12 protein-coding genes are annotated in these 18373 nt (G+C 54.5%); 6 read left to right on the plus strand and 6 right to left on the minus strand.

All coding sequences use genetic code 11. From position 1 onward, the window contains the following. Window positions 1–60: 60 nt before the first annotated feature. The 4 genes from LA756_RS01200 (at window position 61) to LA756_RS01215 (ending at window position 4755) form a co-directional block, all read left to right on the plus strand. On the plus strand, window positions 61–1503 hold the full coding sequence (locus LA756_RS01200) for a S9 family peptidase (protein WP_224438061.1): 1443 nt from the start codon (window positions 61–63) through the stop codon (window positions 1501–1503). A gap of 27 nt (window positions 1504–1530) precedes the next feature. After that, window positions 1531–2955: a hypothetical protein gene (locus tag LA756_RS01205; protein ID WP_224438062.1), complete on the plus strand. Its 1425-nt coding sequence runs from the start codon at window positions 1531–1533 to the stop codon at window positions 2953–2955. Between the two features lie 280 nt (window positions 2956–3235). After that, on the plus strand, window positions 3236–4237 hold the full coding sequence (locus tag LA756_RS01210) for a DUF1559 domain-containing protein (protein WP_224438063.1): 1002 nt from the start codon (window positions 3236–3238) through the stop codon (window positions 4235–4237). A 56-nt stretch (window positions 4238–4293) separates the two neighbouring features. Then, a complete protein-coding gene (locus LA756_RS01215; RefSeq protein WP_224438064.1) occupies window positions 4294–4755 on the plus strand; it encodes a carboxypeptidase-like regulatory domain-containing protein in 462 nt (153 codons plus the stop codon). A gap of 24 nt (window positions 4756–4779) precedes the next feature. Here LA756_RS01215 and LA756_RS01220 read toward each other — a convergent pair whose 3' ends face one another. Next, on the minus strand, window positions 4780–5460 hold the full coding sequence (locus tag LA756_RS01220; RefSeq protein WP_224438065.1) for a DUF2461 domain-containing protein: 681 nt from the start codon (window positions 5458–5460) through the stop codon (window positions 4780–4782). Window positions 5461–5567: 107 nt separating this feature from the next. Here LA756_RS01220 and LA756_RS01225 point away from each other — a divergent pair, with 107 nt between their 5' ends. Next, complete coding sequence (locus LA756_RS01225; protein ID WP_224438066.1) at window positions 5568–6077, plus strand: hypothetical protein; 510 nt, start codon at window positions 5568–5570, stop codon at window positions 6075–6077. Window positions 6078–6274: 197 nt separating this feature from the next. On the opposite strand, the gene LA756_RS01230 is transcribed toward LA756_RS01225, so the two are convergent. Together LA756_RS01230 and LA756_RS01235 are read right to left on the minus strand one after the other, a co-directional pair. After that, on the minus strand, window positions 6275–7273 hold the full coding sequence (locus tag LA756_RS01230; RefSeq protein ID WP_224438067.1) for an alpha/beta fold hydrolase: 999 nt from the start codon (window positions 7271–7273) through the stop codon (window positions 6275–6277). 367 nt (window positions 7274–7640) lie between these two features. Next, on the minus strand, window positions 7641–9437 hold the full coding sequence (locus LA756_RS01235) for a DUF3352 domain-containing protein (RefSeq protein ID WP_224438068.1): 1797 nt from the start codon (window positions 9435–9437) through the stop codon (window positions 7641–7643). A gap of 365 nt (window positions 9438–9802) precedes the next feature. Here LA756_RS01235 and LA756_RS01240 point away from each other — a divergent pair, with 365 nt between their 5' ends. Beyond that, window positions 9803–10540 carry a BON domain-containing protein gene (locus LA756_RS01240; RefSeq protein WP_224438069.1) on the plus strand — a complete coding sequence of 246 codons (738 nt, stop codon included), beginning with the start codon at window positions 9803–9805 and terminating at the stop codon, window positions 10538–10540. Window positions 10541–11540: 1000 nt separating this feature from the next. On the opposite strand, the gene LA756_RS01245 is transcribed toward LA756_RS01240, so the two are convergent. The 3 genes from LA756_RS01245 to pilM form a co-directional block, all read right to left on the minus strand. Further along, window positions 11541–15299: a secretin N-terminal domain-containing protein gene (locus tag LA756_RS01245; protein WP_224438070.1), complete on the minus strand. Its 3759-nt coding sequence runs from the start codon at window positions 15297–15299 to the stop codon at window positions 11541–11543. A gap of 241 nt (window positions 15300–15540) precedes the next feature. Continuing rightward, a complete protein-coding gene (locus LA756_RS01250) occupies window positions 15541–16737 on the minus strand; it encodes a cadherin repeat domain-containing protein (protein WP_224438071.1) in 1197 nt (398 codons plus the stop codon). Further along, entirely contained in the window at window positions 16734–18347 is a 1614-nt protein-coding gene (gene pilM, locus LA756_RS01255) for a type IV pilus biogenesis protein PilM (protein WP_224438072.1), read from the minus strand. Before pilM ends, LA756_RS01250 begins: the two co-directional genes overlap by 4 nt. Window positions 18348–18373: the final 26 nt, after the last annotated feature.

Below are 18373 nucleotides of genomic sequence, written 5' to 3' on the forward strand. Positions count from 1 at the left end.
GTCTCGCGGAATGGGGCAGGGGAGGCAGTAACGAGGCAATTTAGCGTAATCGATTTCAGCATGATTGCAATTATGCGTCAGTCGGTGCTGGAAAATGGCGTGCGTGTCGGTCAAACTGAACGGCTCCTCCCTGAACTGTTTGCCTGCCCCAAAAAGGACCGCCCCATGCGTTCGCTTGCCTTATTGCTTCTGCTTGCCGCGACTTCGTTCGCACAGGAAACCGAAAACCCCTACAACGATCCCGTCCCTGTCGCCGAGCCTTATTACCGAGTCCGATACGAAGCTTCGACGAAGCCAGGCGAACTGCAATTTCCGGTCACCTATACGCTGTGGGTTCCGGAAGGGGTGGAGACGCTACGTGGGGTGATCGTCCATCAGCATGGCTGCGGCGTCGGTTCCTGCCGCTCGGGGCAAACCGGCGTATTCGACTTACATTGGCAGGCCTTGGCGAAGAAGCATGACTGCGCGCTGCTGTCGCCTGTCTATGAACAACCGGCCGACGCCAATTGCCAGCTTTGGTGCGATCCTCGCAATGGTTCGTCGGCTGCGTTTCAACAAGGGCTTGCCGACTTCGCCCAGCAAACTGGCCACGCCGAATTGGCGACCGTCCCGTGGGCAATTTGGGGACACAGCGGCGGTGGGCATTGGTGTGGCGGCATGGTGATGCTGCACCCTGAGCGTGTTGCCGCGGCATGGCTGCGAAGTGGCGTGCCGCTGTTCGAGAAGCAAGAGGGCCGCAACATCAATCCTTACGAAACGATTCCGACGGCCGCATTGGCTGTCCCCGTGATGTGCAACTTAGGCACGGAAGAAGGTTTCACCGTCAGCGGCAAGCGGTTCTCCGGCGTCTGGCCTGGCGTGCAATCTTTCTTCGGCAAAATGCGCGAGCAAGGAGGACTTGTCGCCGTTTCGGTCGATCCGCTGACGAGCCATCAGTGCGGCAATCAGCGATACCTGGCCATCCCTTGGCTGGATGCCTGCCTGACGCAGCGATTGCCGAAGGAAATGGGGCAGCCTCTTAATCCCCTGAACGAAAATGCCGGGTTACTCGCTCCGTTGCCAATGCCGGAAGAAGAAGTGGTCGCCCCGGTCGCCGCCCTAAAATTCACCGGCGATAAGAAGCAATCGATCTGGCTCCCTAGCGTTGCCGTTGCGAAGGCCTGGAAACAGTACATGCACGATACCAACGTGACCGACACCACCCCGCCTCCAGCCGCAACCCACGTTACCGTCGACGGCAATACGATCACGTGGCAATGCGAAGCCGACATCGAGAGCGGTCTCGCTCCGTTCACGATTCTTCGCGACGGCAAACCGATCGCCCAAGTCCCGGAGAAGTCCAAAAACCCGTTCGGCCGATCCGTCTTCCAAGGACTCCAATACAGCGACACCCCCATCCAGCCCCTCGTCGAAATGAAATTCACCGACAAAACAGCCCAACCAGGTGAGTCCTATCAATACCAAGTGATCTCCGAAAACACGGCCGGTTTGAAGTCGGAGTAAGTCATTCGTATCCAAGGAGGCGATCCCATGTTGAATCCACTAGGCCGTCGTGACTTCTTGCGAATGGCTTCCATGGTGATCGCCGGCGGAATGCTAGGAGGGCGTTCCCGTACTTTTTCAACCGATTTGCCGCAAATCGGTGACGCCTACATGCCGATCATCGAGTCGGCTCATCCGTTGGGTTCGTCGCCGGTTTGGTATCCCCAAGTCGAAGGCATTCCGACGTTAGCCTATCTTAATCGGGATGGTGAAGAACGTGCCTGGTGGGCGGCTGACGACGATGAGTTAGCCGCAATGGAAAAATGGTTTTGGGCGACACGAAGTCTTGGGAAACCAGATGTTGCGATGGAGGATGTGTTCCCTGTTCGTCGCCCTGAACGAGAAGAAAAACTGCTGCGACAAATCGCTCTGCGAGATGAAACCGAGCTAGAAGCACGGCTGGAATATGCAGACCTGCTCAGTAAACGGGACGACTTACAAGGCGAGTTTATCCGTCTCGACTGCGAAGTCGAAAACGGCGATCTTGCGTCCGAAGGTTATGCAGAATTGGTCGCAAAGCGGGACGCGTATTGCTACGAGCATGCCCATCATTGGCTCCGGCCGTTGGCGGCTCTCGGCATTTGGCCATCTGATGGAAATCAATACAATCCTATCGATTGGCACCGCGGCGGCTTGGTAGAGTTCGTCGGGATTCGCGTGCCAGGCGTGCTGCCGGAGAAAGCCCATTTACTGTTCCAGGCTTATCCCACGCTGCGATCCATCTACATCGAATTTGAAGGCTGGAAAAATCCTCAGGCGTGGAAGCCGCCTCAACTTGCTCAGCTTGAAGCGATGGTTCTTCGTTATGGATTTCGTAATTCGGCCACGATCGCTGATATCGAAGGAATGGAGTGGGCTCGGCTTGATCGCCTGAAATGGATTTGGGTCCGAACAAATCTTAGTTATTTCTGGCCGGAAGTTTTCGAGCGGTTTTGCCATTCGACAATTTTCCCCGATCCAGATATCGCATCGGCGGAAGATGCGACAGGTTTGCGTAATTTGATGCTGAGTGGTGGTTCGTTGTCTGCCGAGCATGCCCAGATTTTGGCAGATTCGCCGCGCATGCGTTGGTTATCACGGCTTGATATAGAAGGAAACCCACTAGGTGATTCAGGAGTTCTGTCACTGCTACGTTCAGAGAATATGCCGCACCTGAAAGAACTTAATATTGATCACACCGATTGCTCCGATGCGATTGTAGATGAATTGCTGCAGTTCGGCTTTTCGCACGAGGGCTTAGACCTTCAGTTCTATCAGAACGAGTTAACTTCTGAGGGACGATTCCGTTTTATCATGGGTATGCAGCCCCCAATCGTGCATATCCATCGTTCTTTCTTCAATGAAGATCATTTGGAGAAATTGAAACAGCATTTTGGCGCCCGTCTTGTTATCGACGATTCTGATCTGGGTTAGTCCCAACGTCGATCTGGGGATCCGCATGGGTCAACGCTAAGGCAATGTCACGAAACATCGACCCGGTTCGGGGGCGGTGGTGCGCAAAAGCGAGTGATGGGTGCGCAAAGAGAGAGGGTTTCATGCAATTTGCCTGATTTCGTCATCTAGCCTTAACGGCGGCTACGTACGTCTCGTCGAATTCCGCTTCTACGATTATCCACACTTGGGGACCACATCGGTGTGCCCCGATCTTCGGTATTCATCGTAGTTGACTTTGCCACAGGATTTGGAGGCTGGTATGCGACGCGACGCGCTTCGGCATGGGTTTACGTTGGTGGAATTGTTGGTTGTGATTGCCATCATTGGCATTTTGATTGCATTGCTTCTGCCGGCCGTGCAGCAGGCTCGCGAGGCGGCTCGGCGCATGCAGTGCAGCAACAACTTGAAGCAGATCGGCTTGGGACTGCACAACTACGAAAGCACGTTCAAAGTGTTTCCGCCGGGCGACTGTAGTGTGAACTACGGATCAGGCGACATTCCCCAGGCTTCGACGCAAGCTTTCATCCTGCCATTTCTCGAACAAGGCAACAGCCACGATACGTTCGACTTCCGTTACCAGGTAAATGCCAACGCGGCGAATACCCAGGCGCGTCTGCAGAACATCGTGACGTATCAATGTCCGTCGGAAATCGCTCCGAGTGGACCACTGTTGGTGGCCAACGCCATCAATGCTTCAAGTGCCAACTACATGCAATGCTTGGGGGCTCACTCGGAACAAAACCCAACCTCCCCGACTCCACAGCATGGGGTGTTCTGGCGAAACTCGGCAACTCGGTTTGCCGACATCACCGACGGAACGTCGAACACCGCTTTGTTTAGCGAAATCAAGAAGGGCCCGAACCATACCAGCTCGTACTTGCAGCTCGATGCCGGACACCCTGACGATTTCCGCGTGGCAACTCGAGCGACTTCGACGTGGTCAGGGGCGGATCTGCTCGATGCACCAAGCGAATGCGAAACGCGGGGAACCAACGCGTGGGCTTACCGTGGTCTGCAGTATTACCGCGGGCTGCTCGTGGCGACATACTACACGCACACGCTGACCCCCAACGCGCGTCTGCGGGATTGCACCGACAACACGATCTATCGAGGACATCTTGCCCCGCGAAGCTATCACCCCGGCGGAGTCGAACTTTGCTACGCCGACGGTTCGGTTGGCTTCGTTGCCGATACGATTGACGCCAATGTGTTCAAAGCCATGGGATCGAAAGCAGGGGGCGAAGTGGTGACGCGTAACTAACGCGTTCCACCGGTTCGGTTTGCTGAATTAAGATTCCCATGCACAAGGATGACAACGTGTTTCGAATGTTATCTAACGTAGTTCGCCGCGGCAGCATAGCCTTTGTTCTCGGTTTGCTGCCGCTTGTCGCCGGGTGCAATAACATGCCGACCGGCGATATCGTGCCGACAGTTCCTGCCGGCGGTGTGGTCACATTTCAAGGGAAACCGCTAGAGCATTACCAGGTGCTTTTGCAGGCGGAAGACCAACGGCCTGCTTCAGGGATGACCGATGCCGATGGCAATTTCGTCCTCGGCACCAACGGCAAAGGAGACGGTGCCCCGGTCGGCATGCACAAAGTGGCCGTTCGGTATGTCGGCCCGCCGGACTTCGATCCCGAATCAGGCGGCATGGAATTCAAACCAATGCCACCTCCCAAAGTCAAAATCCCGGCGAAGTACTCCAGCATCGAGTCTTCCGGGCTGACGGTCGAAGTGCCGTCGGACGGGAATACCGAAATCGATCTGAAACTGCAATAACGCCGTTTCTTTTGCCAATGGATACTACCGGCTGTCGCCGATCGCTTCCAAGCCGAACAACAGGAAATCGACAGACGCCTTGTGCATTGCCACGAGGCGTTTGACGATCGAGCCGTCGAGCCACGCCTCTTTGGTTTGTGGCTGCTTGACAACAAGCGAACGCATTTTCAAATAGAAAACATGCTCGTGCTCGGCGTAATCGGAGTAGCCACGCGGCATCGACTTGAGTGGATCGATCGGGTCGAACTCGAAGCCGGCACGCTGCATCTTCTTGGCAACTTTGGTGAACTGTTTCGGCTCTTCAATAATGCGGTCGCGGATCAGGTTCAGCACCTTCGTATCGAGGCAATAAAATCCTGCCGCTAGAAATCCGCCTTCCGCCGATAGATGCGCATACAGCAGCGCCGAGTCTTGGTTCTTGTTACCGGAAGGGGTGAGCAGTCCGCCGATGTGTTCCTTGTAGGGGCGTTTGTCGTGCGAAAAACGAACGTCTCGGGGCAGGCGAAACATGGTTTGCTTGCTGCCGGAACAAGGGAGTTTGGCGTTCTTCAGCTTCGTACTGACCGTTTCCAGCATCTCGGCGAACGGCTGGAGCAGGTGCTCTTTCAAGTCGTCTTTGTTTTCGTGATACCACTCGCGATTGTTGTTATCGTGGATCTCTTTGAGAAGCTGAAACGATTTCTTGGTGAACCCGATGTCGGCCATGATGCTCGTTGATTGAGGAGTAAGAGTGTTGCGTGAACGGCTTGCCTCATTCAACCGTGCGTGCAGAAAATGTGCAACCAAGGAAGCCGGGAAGAAGCCAGTCCGAAATGAACGCGGAAACCCTGAAAAAACTGTTAGATGCCACTGGGCCCATTGCCGTTGCAGAAATCCGACCGGCGTTTGTATCGAGCGATCTAACGGTCCGCGGGATGCTACGCGAGTTACTTACACGGCATCGCCATCGCATTCAGCCGAAGCCGAGCGACGTCCGCTGCCATCAAATCGTCGCAGGCTATCTGCTCCTCTGTATCGAAAAGCAGGACGAATCAAGCGAGTACGTTTGTTCCGGCTACGAAGCCACACGCGACTTGCTAGGGCACTTGCAATTGTGGGAGCAAGGGAGAAGCGAGCTACGCCCCCTTGTCGAGGAAATGCTCGATGAACTACGGCAGCTTTACCTGCGTTCCGACGACGCAACACGGCTCTGCATCGAGAATGGCTTCCTCGAACATTACCTGGCCGATCGCACGAAGCTCAAACAGTTTGAAGACTGGCAGGCCGATCCGGTTACCGCCAAAGCCATCGAGAACGCAATCGAGTTCTGGTACGAAAGCTAGTCGACGCTATCCTAGCCCCGAAGGGGCGGCAGAAAATAGCCAGGGGCGCAAGCCCCTGGTAAGTGATCCAAAGATGGTAAGCCCTGAAAGGGCGACAGAAGCATTGAGTGCACAACATTCAGTCGCCCCGTTGGGGCTTTCTCGCTGCCAATCTTCCTGAGATTATCGCTAGGCAGCTTCATGCGTTGAAAAGGGGTTTAATCCTTCAAACCGACTTCAAAGGCCTGTTGGAATAGCTCGAAGTTTTCGATGTGCGGAAGATGACCGAGGCCGGGGAGTTCGATGACTTCGATGTCGGGGTTACGGGCTTTGACCTGGGAGCCTAGTAGATCGTACCGTCCCAATTCGTAGTCGACGCCATCTCGTTTCCAATTGCGTCCAGGCCCCGTGCGATCCCGCGTTCCAAGGATCAGCGTGACAGGCACCTGAAAGTCTTTGAACTCTTCGATGACCGGTTGCGTGAAGATCACGTCGTAGGTCAGCGCATTCACGTAGGCAAGATCTTTCCAGTCAGGCCCTTGCACCCAACCGACCAAGGGCTCGGTCAGCGCGGCATAGTCATCGTTCCATGCCCCGTCGTAATAGTTCTTCTTCTGATACGCGACGATCTTCTCGGGGGCTTGCTGCAATTCGTTCTGATAGAAGAAATCGACGTCCTTGTACTGGACATATTGAAGGTAGTTTTCCAGGCCAATCGGATTGACCAGAATCAGCTTCTGCGTGGTATCGGGGTAGAGCAGGGCAAAGCGGGAAGCGAGCATGCCACCCATCGAATGCCCAACGACAATCGTGTTGTCGACGTTCAACGACTCGAGCAATCCCTTCGTGTTTTGGGCGAACGCGGGAAAGCTGTACTGGTAGTCTTTCGGTTTGCTCGACTTGCCGAACCCAATCTGATCGGGCATCAGCACGCCGTAACCCTGCGACTGCAGCAGTTTCGCAGTCGATTGCCAATACGCTCCGTTAAAATTCTTCCCATGCAGCAGCGTCACAACCGGTTTGCTGTCGTCCTTGGCTGGCAGAAACATGTAAGCCATTTCCAGCTTCTGCCCCTGCGATTCAAACTCGTAGGTCTTCACCGGAAAAGGATATTCGTACTCGGTCAGACGTTGATCAAACGACAGATCTTCTGATTGAGCCAGCAGCGTCGACGGCAGTATGGCCATCGCGGCAAGTAGTAATAGCGAACGCAACATGGTTTCCCCTTTAGCCAATAGTTGTTCCAACGAATACCAGGATTGTAGCGCGGCTAAGTGTCTCGCCAATCCCGCCTGAATGGGGAAGGCTGGCAGATTAATTTCAGAATCCGGCAGGAAGAAAATTAGAAATCGTCGTAAATTTGGCCTGCCGACCGGTAGAAGAGTGTGACTGAAGTGATGTTGAACTCTTGTAGAGTTAATTATAAGTAAGTTTGCGTACAAGCTACAAGAAATATTCGCATGGTTATGTGGTAAGCGTACGCAAGATTGCGCGGATAGATGGGCCTGAAATGCGGAATAAAACCAAAAAACGCCCCTGCAAATACAGGGGCGTTTCGAGTTTATTGAGTTTCGTTCTGGCAGGCTATTCCGAATCGCGCTTCAACGTAAAGCCAACCCAATGCAGGCCTGTTTCGTCGTCCACCATGATCGACCCGCTCGGGGCGAGGTACTTGCTGATCACGTTGAAGTCCGGCAACGGGTTCGCTTCCAAGTTGCCTTGGAGGTTGTTGAAGAAGTCGTTTCGTTCAGCTCGCTGGCTGATGAAATTACGCGTCGAATCGGCTTGAACCAACTCGTAAATCATTCGCAGGCTTTCTTCCGGACGAGCAAAACTGACCATCGCCAGTTTGCGTTCGCCGGCTTGTTCCTGGAGTTGATTCAGCACGAGCTTGAAGCTCAAGTCGTCCGCCAGGCGAGGAATATCGCCACCATGCGTCATCGCAATATGTTCGACGATTCCAGGGCGATCGGCGAAGAAGAGGAAGTCGCCAATCAATCCGAAGCAAGGCTCAGGACGAAGGGTTCGGCGGTTCTCCATCCGTCGGCGACGATCTTCCGGCACGTCTTCGGGAATCGGGGCATTGCCGACGTTGGCCGAGTAATAGGTCGCATCGCCGAAGTTCTTCTTCTCGACAATGTCGTTCAACCGTGGCAGCGACTCGACGATGCGGTCGATGGTTCGCTGCATGGCGGCTCGATCTTTCACTTTGGCGGCGATAAACGTGGCCTGACTGTTGATCCGAGCTGGCGGTTCGTACCACTGAACCAGGGTGAACTTCCCTTCCAAGTTGTCGAGCACTTCGGTCTTGAAGTCGATGCCGGTTCGTTGGTTAATTCGGCGGTCGATGTCCTCGGCAAGCTTGCCTTCGCCGAAGATGCTGTCGTAGAGGTTTTCCAGTGCTCCGTAGCATTTCTCGACGTCCCAATTGCTTGTCATATAGTTGGTTACGTCTTCCGGTACCCAGACTTCCGGGTCGGTCGAAGCATTCTTCAACGCGATCATTTCGATGACGCCGGTGCGAGGACGTTCGAGCATGATGTGCAAGTGCCCAATCGAGTCGAAGTCTTCCGTAGCGAAGATGTTGCTACCGCCGATCGCTTTGATTCCGTCGAGACCAAGCACTGGGAGGAAACCCATCACGTAACCGCCGCCAGGCTGATCTCGGGTGACCGTGCGAAGGCCATCGATTGGATTGACGTACCAAATCATCTGGGCCGGCTCGTCTTTGGTACCTCGCGAAGCGGAAACAATGGTGCTGAACCGATCGTCCGATGCGAGGCTGTCTTCACGTTCGCCGGACCAATTATCGAGCGAGTCTTCGACTGCTTCAATTCGGTTGGAAAGCAGCAGCGTATTCTCGTGAATGCAAACGGCCAATGGACCATTATTGCCGCGAATTAGAGTGATTTCGGCATCTTTGTGCTTGTTGCGTTCGATCAACGCACCGTCGTTGCCGGCAACGGTTTCGAGCAAGCTGAGGACTCGTTCGACCACGCGAGTGTCTTCCCCCAAGTCGCACAAGATGAGCACGCCAGGATTGCCTTCCTGCATTGCGACAACCCCAATCGCCAATTCGCCCTGGGGGATACTCAAGATTTCTTCGAGCGTCAGGCCACTTCGTTCCTCGGCATTGGCGGCCCACTGCTTGAGTGTCTGCCAGATGCCGTTGATGAAGGGCTGCATCTGCGGGTCGTTCGCCGCTTTACCGATCGAGGTTTGCTCGAGTTTGGCAATAAAATCTTGTGTGTCGGCGACACGAAGGAACGCGAACGTCTGATCGGAAATGATCCGAGCGGCATTGGGACGCTCGGCCAAAACGCTGGAAATGAGCAGCGTGGAAAGCAAAAGGCCAAGAAGTGGGGTGATACGGCGTTTCATTGAAGGCACCTTAACTGGTGGAGAGCTAAGCGTTTGTGTTCAGGGTAACTCATCAGAATTACCTGATCCGGTCAGGCAAAGTTTCAAGATTGTTCGGGAAACTTCTGCTGGGGTACCCTGCCGGGGTAGTGGGCGCGTAGCGAAGGGACGTATTGTGCCGGCTTGATGCATTTCGCGGGGGATAGCAGTGCCAAACGACGATACGAGAGATACCCTATCTTCGCGCAATTGGGCGACGAGGATGACTCCGCGGAGCCAGTGGACGCAAGAATTCTACTTGGAACAGAAACACTTCCGCGCGATAATGGGGTTAATGATAGGCGCGGTATCCCTGGACAAGCGGCTCGCCAAGGACGAGAAGAATCATGCGATTGAACCGAATTGAGATCTTTGCCATCGCCATCTGCAGCGCCCTCACTTGCGGACTAGCCAGCGCCCAAGCGCAAGGCCAGTCGGTCAACTCCGATACGCTGCAACAACCAAGCTCCGGTTTCGGTTCAGGGTTCAATTCCAACTCGGGTGGAACGATCAGCAGCTCCGGGACCAACATGTTTTCTTCACCACTGCCAAGTCCTTCGTTTTCGGACGGATCGACATCTTCCGGTAGCGGGACATCCAGTGGCTTGGGCGGATCAGGCGACGCCAGTGCTGCTTCTTCTTTGATGCAGCAGAATCAATTGAATCCGTTTGGAGGCGGAACCACAGGAACTGGTGGCAGCGGATTCAACTTCGGTGGAGCCAACTCGGCTCGAAGCAGCTTCGGTCGCTTCGGAGCGTTCGGCAACATGTTCAACAACCAGGCGTTTCAAAATGGATTCGGCCAGGATGACACGCCCCGACTACCGACCAAGTTGACGGTGAAGTTCGACCATCCGGTCGTTCCGTCGAACCTGGTCAGTGCCGACATCACGCGCCGCATCCGAAAGATGCAACGCTTCTCGGGCATTACCGTGACTGTGGAAGACCGGGTGGCCACAGTGACGGGGATTGTGGAGTCGGAAGATGATTTGCGGTTGGTTGACCGATTTGTGTCGTTGGAAGTTGGTGTGTCATCGGTGGTGAACCAACTTGAATTGCAGGAGCCATCGCCTGCCGACCGGTAATCGCTTGACCGCTGGCGAGGTAATCGCTGTAGGCTTTCGAGTCGGCAAAGTCAGGGCGGAACGTTTGTAAGTTCACCCCTGGCTTCAACTGCATCGACTGCGGTGCACGGCTTTGGTAGGGGCTTCCCTGGTAATTGCTTGCCGCTTGGTCCATCAATGGCTGGCTCGGCTGTTGCACCTGAGGCGTTGCCATCTGCCGATATACGTTCGACATATTTGGCTGCGGACGCGATTGCGACTGCATACCAGGCGTCACGTAGCGAAGTCGTTCTTCCATGGAGTTAGGAAGATGAATCGTCGTTGTGCGTAACTGAGCACCATTCGGCTGAGCCGCTGGCGTTTGTTGATATGGCATCGCCTGCGGTGGATTCCGCTGGTAGTTTACCTGGGCGACTTCCTGTCCAACATAGTCGCTTGGGCTTGGCTGCTGATTAGGCATCGACGGCTGTTCTTCGCCGTTCTTTTTGACGCCCATCAGCAAGTGCTTGCTTTGTTCGCTCATGATGAGCTGACCGGTTGCGGTGCGGAAGAAAGGAGCCAGCGTGATTTCCTTTTGCTCGCCACCGGCGCGATCCCATGGAATCCAGAAGCTGTAGGAATGTCCCAGCTTCGACATGCTGTAATGCGATTGTAGCTTGTCGGCCTCGAAAACGAACTTCCGATCCGGACGTTCGTTGTCGATGTTGCCTTCCAACGCGTCGTCGTAGCCATAAATGGTCAGTTGCCCTTCAACGCGAACCGGTTTTTGCGATTCGTCATAGAAGTGAATTCGACCTCCGAAACCACGTGTTGGTGGGTCGTGTGGGTTATAGCGGACGGCGTCCTTCCACGTTACGACCATCTTCAGTGGTATTTTGTATTCCGGCTCGTCCGATTCCCAAGGCATGCTCGGCATCTTCCCGAAGGAAGAGCAACCGCTTGTCGTGAGAACGGTCAGGCAAACCAAACTAATTGCAAATGCGATGCGCTGCATGATGGTAGCTCCTAAGTTCTTCACGAGTTAGCGACGGTACTGCTGCTGGGCAGGTTGTTGAGAATACTGCGACGGCTGCGGGTGGCGTTGCTGAGGCTGTGGTTGTTGCGGAGCCGGTTGCTGCGGATACCCCGGATACTGCGACTGTTGTTGCGGCGGCATCGCTTGGTACTGCTGCTGTTGATAGTCGACCGGGCGAACTTCCACAGGCTGCATGATGGTCGGCCGCGGCTGGACGTTTTGTGGACGGCCCATGCCAGGCGGCTGCGATTGTGGCAGCAATTCGGTGCCTGACGGTCGTGGCAGCGGACCCCGCGGAGGATCAAGGATCGGAGCGTTGTAGCCCGGTGGAATGATCTCAGGAGTTCCCGATGGGTTGTCATCAGGGTGAATGGTGATGATGCCATCGTCCATCGGCATGGAAGGATCGATACCATACAGTGCTTCAGGGCCGTACACTTTGGCAACGTCAGCCAAGCACCAGCTCATGCGGCACATTTCCTGTTCTTTCAGGTAAGCCGCATCGGCGTCAGAGCGGACGACCACTGGAGTGATGATGATTAGCAGTTCGCTACGCTGTGCGTTGTAGCTGTCGTAGCGGAACAGACGACCCAGCAGCGGCACGTCGCCGAGCAATGGAACCTGACGGTTGATGACTTCGTTCGAGTTCGAGATCAAACCGCCAAAGACAATCGTCTGTCCAGAGCGAGCACTGACCACGGCCGTAGCGGTTTGAGTATCGATACGTGGCGAACGAATAACGTCACCATTTTCGTTGATCGAAATCGGGATGCCGTTTGCTTCGGAACCAACGGCCGAACGTTCGGCTTGAAGGGCCATCACGACAACACCATCAGGGCTGATGCGTGGGGTGACGCTCAAGATGATACCGGTATTGATCAACTCTGTCGTGTTGATCGTACCGTTGTTGGTTTGTTGAGTCGAAGTAATGTAGGGAACACGTTCACCGACCTGAATAAAGCCAGGCTGGTTATCCATGGTCATGATTTGCGGACGAGCGAGCACTTCGAGTCGGCTTTCTCGTTCCAGTGCACGGACGAGAATATTGACCGATTCGCTGGCCGCGGAGAACACGAAACCACCATAGCCAAGATCGTTGTTCACACGTCCAAGGGCAAAGTTAGTTAGGCCTTGGCTACCAACGGCACTCGCGGTGGCCAAACTGGCCGCACTCGAGCTATTACCCAATGCCTGATTATTGAAGTTGTAGCCTGGGTCGAGCGAACCACTCGAAACGACGCTGCGGTCAAACAGCACCGAGTCTTGCAAGCCGAGCTCGAAACCGAGTTCTTCCAAGTCGTTCAGACGCACGTCCGCGATCAAGACTTGCAGCATGACCATCGGTGGGCGTTCGTCCAGTTCGCGGACGATTTCCAGAACTTGATCGAAGTATCGCGGTGTGGCACTGATGATCAGGCTGTTGCTGAACAATTCCGGCACAACGATCACTTCGCGAACCAATTGCTGGAAGGGGCTGACCACTGATGGATCGAGCGTTTGCAACTGGCTTTCTTCGGATAACAATGCCGTCAAAGACTCTGCGACGAGGTCGGCCCGAGCGTTGCGTAGTCGAACGACGGTGCTTTTGCGTTCGGTGACTTCGTCTTGATCCAAGCGAAGCAAGATGGCTTCGACCACGGTCAGGTCACTTGCGGAACCAGAAGCGATAATGCTGTTCGTTCGCGTGTCGACAGTGAAGTTCAGTGGGATCAAACTCGATTCGCCGGAACTTGCTGCCTGTGGCGAGAAGAACGCGTTGGTCTGTCGGGCCTGGTTGTTGGCGGACTGAACGGTCTGGAACAATTCGTTGAGCATGGTCGACAGCTGCGTCGCATCACCGTTGACGATGGTGAACACTTTAATCTGCGACTCAGCCGACGGCTGCGAATCGAGGTTCTTCACCAACGCAAGGATCAAGTCCATGCTGTTTTCCGGGGCACGAATAATCAGGGCATTCGATCGCGTATCGGCGGTGACTTGAACTTCGTTCAAAATACCGGAACGTAAGATCTGCTTGCCTTCGGTGTCGAGCGTCATGAAAGAAAGCATGGCGGCACGAACTTGAGCACTCGATTGATTCTGCTGGTTACCGGTTCCTGTGGCAGGGGCGCCGGTGATCGCTTCCTGCAGGATCGGGGCCAGGTCTTCAGCGACCGAGTTGCGAAGCTGAACAATTTCGAGCTTGAGCGACGATTCGCTGGTCGGAACATCAATCTGCTTCAGCAGGTATTCGATCTCGACCATGTCGCGTGGGCTGGCCGAAACGATCAGCGAGTTCGAGCGAACATCGGAAGCAACGCGAATTCGCGTGCCCAGAGCCGTTGGGTCGGTATAGAATTCAGCGAGCTTCGTTTGGGCATCCGCTGCGGCTAGATTCTGCAGTGGGAAGACTCGCAGGGTTTTGGCTGGGCCCACGGGTTGATCAAGCTTGTCGATCAATTCCAGAATGCCTTCAACACTTTGAGCACGGCCAATCACAAGGATCGCGTTCGGACGATTCAAAGCCGTGATGGTGACTTGACCATAGCGGGCGTTGAGCAGGCTTTCGTAAAGTTCGTTAATCATCGTCGCGACTGCTTCACTGTTGGCGTGGAGCAATTCACGGACTTCAATGACCGGTTGGGTCTCGACGCTAAGTCGTTCGATGTCGTTGATGATATTGGTAATACGTTCGACGTCACGGCGGTGACCACGGACGACGATCACATCCAGACCTTCGAGGAATTCAATCTGAACTGGCCCGATCAGACCACCATCTTCTTCGGGGCTGATGGTGAACTGTGGATTGTTCGGATTGGGTTCGTCTGGAATGTCGATCGGCTGGCCATTTTGCGGCTGACCGATAATCTGGGCGGCGTTGTCATCTTCATCGACCGGAGGAGCTTCGGCTTCAGGCTGGAAGATCATCGCGGCCAGGTCACCACTCCAGCGGAGCTTCTTTTTGTCAGCGACACCCTTCAACGCTTGAAAGACCTGACGTTTGGCCAGGCTGTTTTCAACGTCACGAAGCGGATCGAGTGCTTTTTCAACGGTATCTCGCGAGGCATTTCGCAAGGAAACGAGCGTGGTGCGATAAGCATCGCTGTGGGATGGGGTGTCGAGTGCGCGGATGACTTCGCCCCAGCTCTTCGCGGCATCTGACTCGCCACGGACGATTGCTGTTCCATCGTTGCGGTAAACTTGCAGACTGACTTTTTTGCCGGAGTTGGTTGGCAACGTCATCATGACGAGAGCCCCTTCCGCCGAGATACTGACTGGCACGCGTTTGCCAACCAGTTTGACAATGCCAGACTCAAGGTTTTCGCCTTGCAAGTTTTTCAGCTGGATCTCAAGTTCGACCAGGCCGTCACCTAGATCTTTGGTTCGCTGAAACGTGGAAGCCGTAGGCATTGGCTTCGGTTCGGCAGGCTGGCGGCGAACGCGGAGCTCGGAACTGTTGGGTTCAGCTTTTTGTGGAGCCGATTGATAACCACTTCGTTCGATGAACTCTGCGATTTGCCCCTGGGTCGATTCCGGAGCGGTGACAAGTAGCTGTCCGGAGCCCGGGTCTGCGTGAATCGCCACGTTCGATTTCCCAGCAAACAGCTGCTTAAGCGAGTTGGAAAGTCCTTCCAACTTGCTTTGCTGAATGGGGTAAGAGCGTATTTTGACGCCGTCACCAGGTGCTTGGGCTTTGATCGGCGCCGAAAGGATACCGCTGAGAGCGACGACGAGCGTTGCTATCAGTACACGTGATTTGGTTAATCGATCGAAGGGGCTGACCATCCGTTGTCCTCACTTGCTTTCGCGCAGCTAAATAGCTGGATTACCGCGCACCTCGCACTACATGGAATATTCGGTAGCAAGCGAATTACCCCTACACCGATTTCAAACGGTATAGCCGACAAATCTTCGCGCGATGTTAGACTTTGACGATTAGCGAGCGATCGTTAAACGAAAAAATGCCGCCAGCTAGCTGGCGGCATTTGCGTGTTTGGCGTGAATTTGAAGTTCGGAGGACGATTCCTTAAAGTTCTCCGCCTGGGCCCATCGTCATGGCGTCAGCTAACGGCTGGCCGATGGAAAGAACACGTAGATCACCTTCGATCTCGATCACGACTTCGCGGTCCTTCACGTCAACGACTTTACCCTTGAGCGTGCCGATCGAGAACGTATCGCCGGGGCCGAGTCGGAGCTGCTTGTTCTTGGGTCGATTGTTCAACCAGGCCTTGGGTTGGCCACCAACGGCAACGGTGCCGGTCAAGAAGGTGAACTTCGCTTCGTCAAATTCCGGGCGAGTAGGAGTCGGATCTCGCATTGGCTCTGGTTCCGGCTCGACGACTTTAACGATGAGCTCTTGTTTCGAGCTTTTCGGCGGTAGGCGACTGTCGCGTGCTTCGACGTTGATTTTGTATTCACCCAGCGCAGGCGGCGTCCACTGCAGTGTTCCACTTTCGGACAATTCGACTCCTTCCGGCGGGTTCTCTCCAAGGAAGAATGTCACTCGGTCCTTGCGATCAGGATCGTTGGCACTCAAACGATAGCGTAGCGGACGCTCGAGCTCGGCTTCGACTTCCGTTTTGGACGTGAATAGTGGGGGCTTGTTGGCTTGAGCGAATAGATTCCGCTGGACAATAACGTCGGCGTAATCCTTCAGGTTCCCGTGTGCGAGGGAATTCAAACGCACGTCCTCCGGATTCGGAACCTCTTCGGTTCCATCTACGCTAAGCACTGAAACGTTCATCGAGATATCCAGCAGTTCTGAGTCCTTCACCGGCACCATGGTCAGCTTGGTAAACTTGTGCAGGATGTTGAAGGAGTAAAACTCGTAGGTGAACTGAACGAGCTCCTCAAGGGTCGCACGCCCATTGATGCTGAACATATGCTGGTAATGGTTGCCACCGCGACGGCCGTTGAGCGGTTTGATCACCACATCATCGAATCCTGTTGATTCGAGCGTTTCGCGCAGTCGCTCTTGATAGAACGAATGGCTGGCGCGTGTACTTTCGGGCAACGCATGCTGTCGGTAGGTCGCCAAGCGATCCATTGCCGTGTTGGCTTTGTATTCGATGAACTCTTCATCTTTTAAACGCTTCGAAAGCGTATCGATCTGACGATCACGCGCCTTGAGTGCGTCGAAATATTGATTCATAAAATAGTAGCCACCGACGCCGACCACACAGATACCGACGAGAATGGCCAAAACACGTTCGCGTTGAGTCATGACTGGTCTCCCGTGGTGCTAACAACGTCTGCTGCCGCATCGGCTGGAGCTTCTTCTGTTTTGTCCGTTTTCGGTTCGGTGGAAACCTCGGATGTTTCGTCCTTGGTTTCTGTGTCCTCTGCTTCAGGAGTCTCTGTTTCTTCAACTCTTGGAGCAAAGCGATCTGTACCATCTGGCGTGATGGTGACGTATTCCTGGAAACTGATGGAATAGGCCTCGCCGTAGGTTCGCTCCTGGGTTCCTTTCCCAAGGACGGCATGATTCTCGCCCATTAGGCTCGATTCTATCTTGCCGATGACAGATTGATCGGAAACGTAGCCTTCCAGGGCGGCAGTTCCACCTTGGTTGTTGGCCGGCTGCATATGAATTCGAGTGGTGATCATCTCGTCGGCCGAGGGTAATTTGTCCGACATTCGATAGAGCTCGTCGAGCCACTGAACGTCAGCGTTAACCCAGCTGTCGATTTCGAGCACTTCCTCTTCAAGTTCGACGAGAGGCTTATTCGATTTTTGAATTTTGGCGATGTCCTCTTTCAACTCAGTGATCTCCGCTTCGCGAGCTGAGATACCGCTGTAAAGAAGATAGACGGCGGCCACTACGACCGATGCAGCAGCAAGTCCGCCGAGAGCGAATATGCGTTTTCGATCAGGCGGATCAGGTTTGCGGCGTGGATTTAAGAAATCGATCTTCGCGTGATACGTGGAACCGTCAGCAAGCAAGATTCCAAGTAATCCACCAAACTGGCTGGCCGTTTCCGGGGCGACTTCAACCGTGCAGGAAACATGCTCCGCAGAAAACGGATCGAGAAACTCGACCGATGCTTTCAGATCATCACCGAACGATCGCCAGATCTGAGGTTGTGTCGACTCACCCAAAATAACGATTTGCGAGATCGAATCTGATTTGATCTTGGTTTGGGCAGCAAGAATTGTTCGGCGGATTTCACCTTGAAGTGACTTGGTGAATTGTTCCGAATCTGCTTCGCCAGGGACTCGTGTCGATCGTGTGAGGATTACATTTCCGTCAGAAACGACGGTGAGCTCGGCACGGTCTTCGAGTATTTCGACCAGCAAAAACGCAGACGACGCAAGCTTCGATTGGGTCGCTGCAAGATGGGCAGCTCCGAATGATCGAACGTAAAAGCTCTCAGGCTGAAGTTGGGCCTGATCGCAGATCTTCTGGATCGACTTCAGATTCTTGGCGGAGATTGCCGCAGCATGTACGCGTGCTTGCCCATCTTCGCTGGAGGGTAACTTGACGAAGTCGACCGTTCCGTCTTCGCCCAGGCTGGTACATTCCCTCATGGCCTGATATCGGACGATGTCGGGAAGTTCGTCGTCTGGCACAGGAGGGACGGCGACAACTTGAAGCTCGATCGACGACCGACTGACGCCGACGATGGTCGGAAGTTTGCTCAAGCCGAGGGCCGACACTTGATCGGCGAGCAAACGGCCAACGCGGCTTTCCAGCGATGTGGTTTCGGTACCGTCTGGCGACGTGGTCAGAGGGAAATGGAATGCTTGTTCCACGGCAATACTCGAACCGCGCTGGCGTGCCACCAACATGCGGAGAGATCGCGAATCCCATTCAATTGCAAGTTTCTTAGCCATAGTACTATTGTATTTCGCAAGATTCG

This window comes from Bremerella sp. TYQ1 (assembly GCF_020150455.1).
Classification (GTDB): domain Bacteria; phylum Planctomycetota; class Planctomycetia; order Pirellulales; family Pirellulaceae; genus Bremerella; species Bremerella volcania_A.

Excerpts from the sequence above, each read along its gene's own strand:
- LA756_RS01200 (WP_224438061.1), top strand. The coding sequence starts at position 61 with ATGATTGCAATTATGCGTCAGTCGGTGCTGGAAAATGGCGTGCGTGTC.
- LA756_RS01205 (WP_224438062.1), top strand. The coding sequence starts at position 1,531 with ATGTTGAATCCACTAGGCCGTCGTGACTTCTTGCGAATGGCTTCCATG.
- LA756_RS01210 (WP_224438063.1), top strand. The coding sequence starts at position 3,236 with ATGCGACGCGACGCGCTTCGGCATGGGTTTACGTTGGTGGAATTGTTG.
- LA756_RS01220 (WP_224438065.1), bottom strand. The coding sequence starts at position 5,460 with ATGGCCGACATCGGGTTCACCAAGAAATCGTTTCAGCTTCTCAAAGAG.
- LA756_RS01225 (WP_224438066.1), top strand. The coding sequence starts at position 5,568 with ATGAACGCGGAAACCCTGAAAAAACTGTTAGATGCCACTGGGCCCATT.
- LA756_RS01230 (WP_224438067.1), bottom strand. The coding sequence starts at position 7,273 with ATGTTGCGTTCGCTATTACTACTTGCCGCGATGGCCATACTGCCGTCG.
- LA756_RS01235 (WP_224438068.1), bottom strand. The coding sequence starts at position 9,437 with ATGAAACGCCGTATCACCCCACTTCTTGGCCTTTTGCTTTCCACGCTG.
- LA756_RS01240 (WP_224438069.1), top strand. The coding sequence starts at position 9,803 with ATGCGATTGAACCGAATTGAGATCTTTGCCATCGCCATCTGCAGCGCC.
- LA756_RS01245 (WP_224438070.1), bottom strand. The coding sequence starts at position 15,299 with ATGGTCAGCCCCTTCGATCGATTAACCAAATCACGTGTACTGATAGCA.
- LA756_RS01250 (WP_224438071.1), bottom strand. The coding sequence starts at position 16,737 with ATGACTCAACGCGAACGTGTTTTGGCCATTCTCGTCGGTATCTGTGTG.
- pilM (WP_224438072.1), bottom strand. The coding sequence starts at position 18,347 with ATGGCTAAGAAACTTGCAATTGAATGGGATTCGCGATCTCTCCGCATG.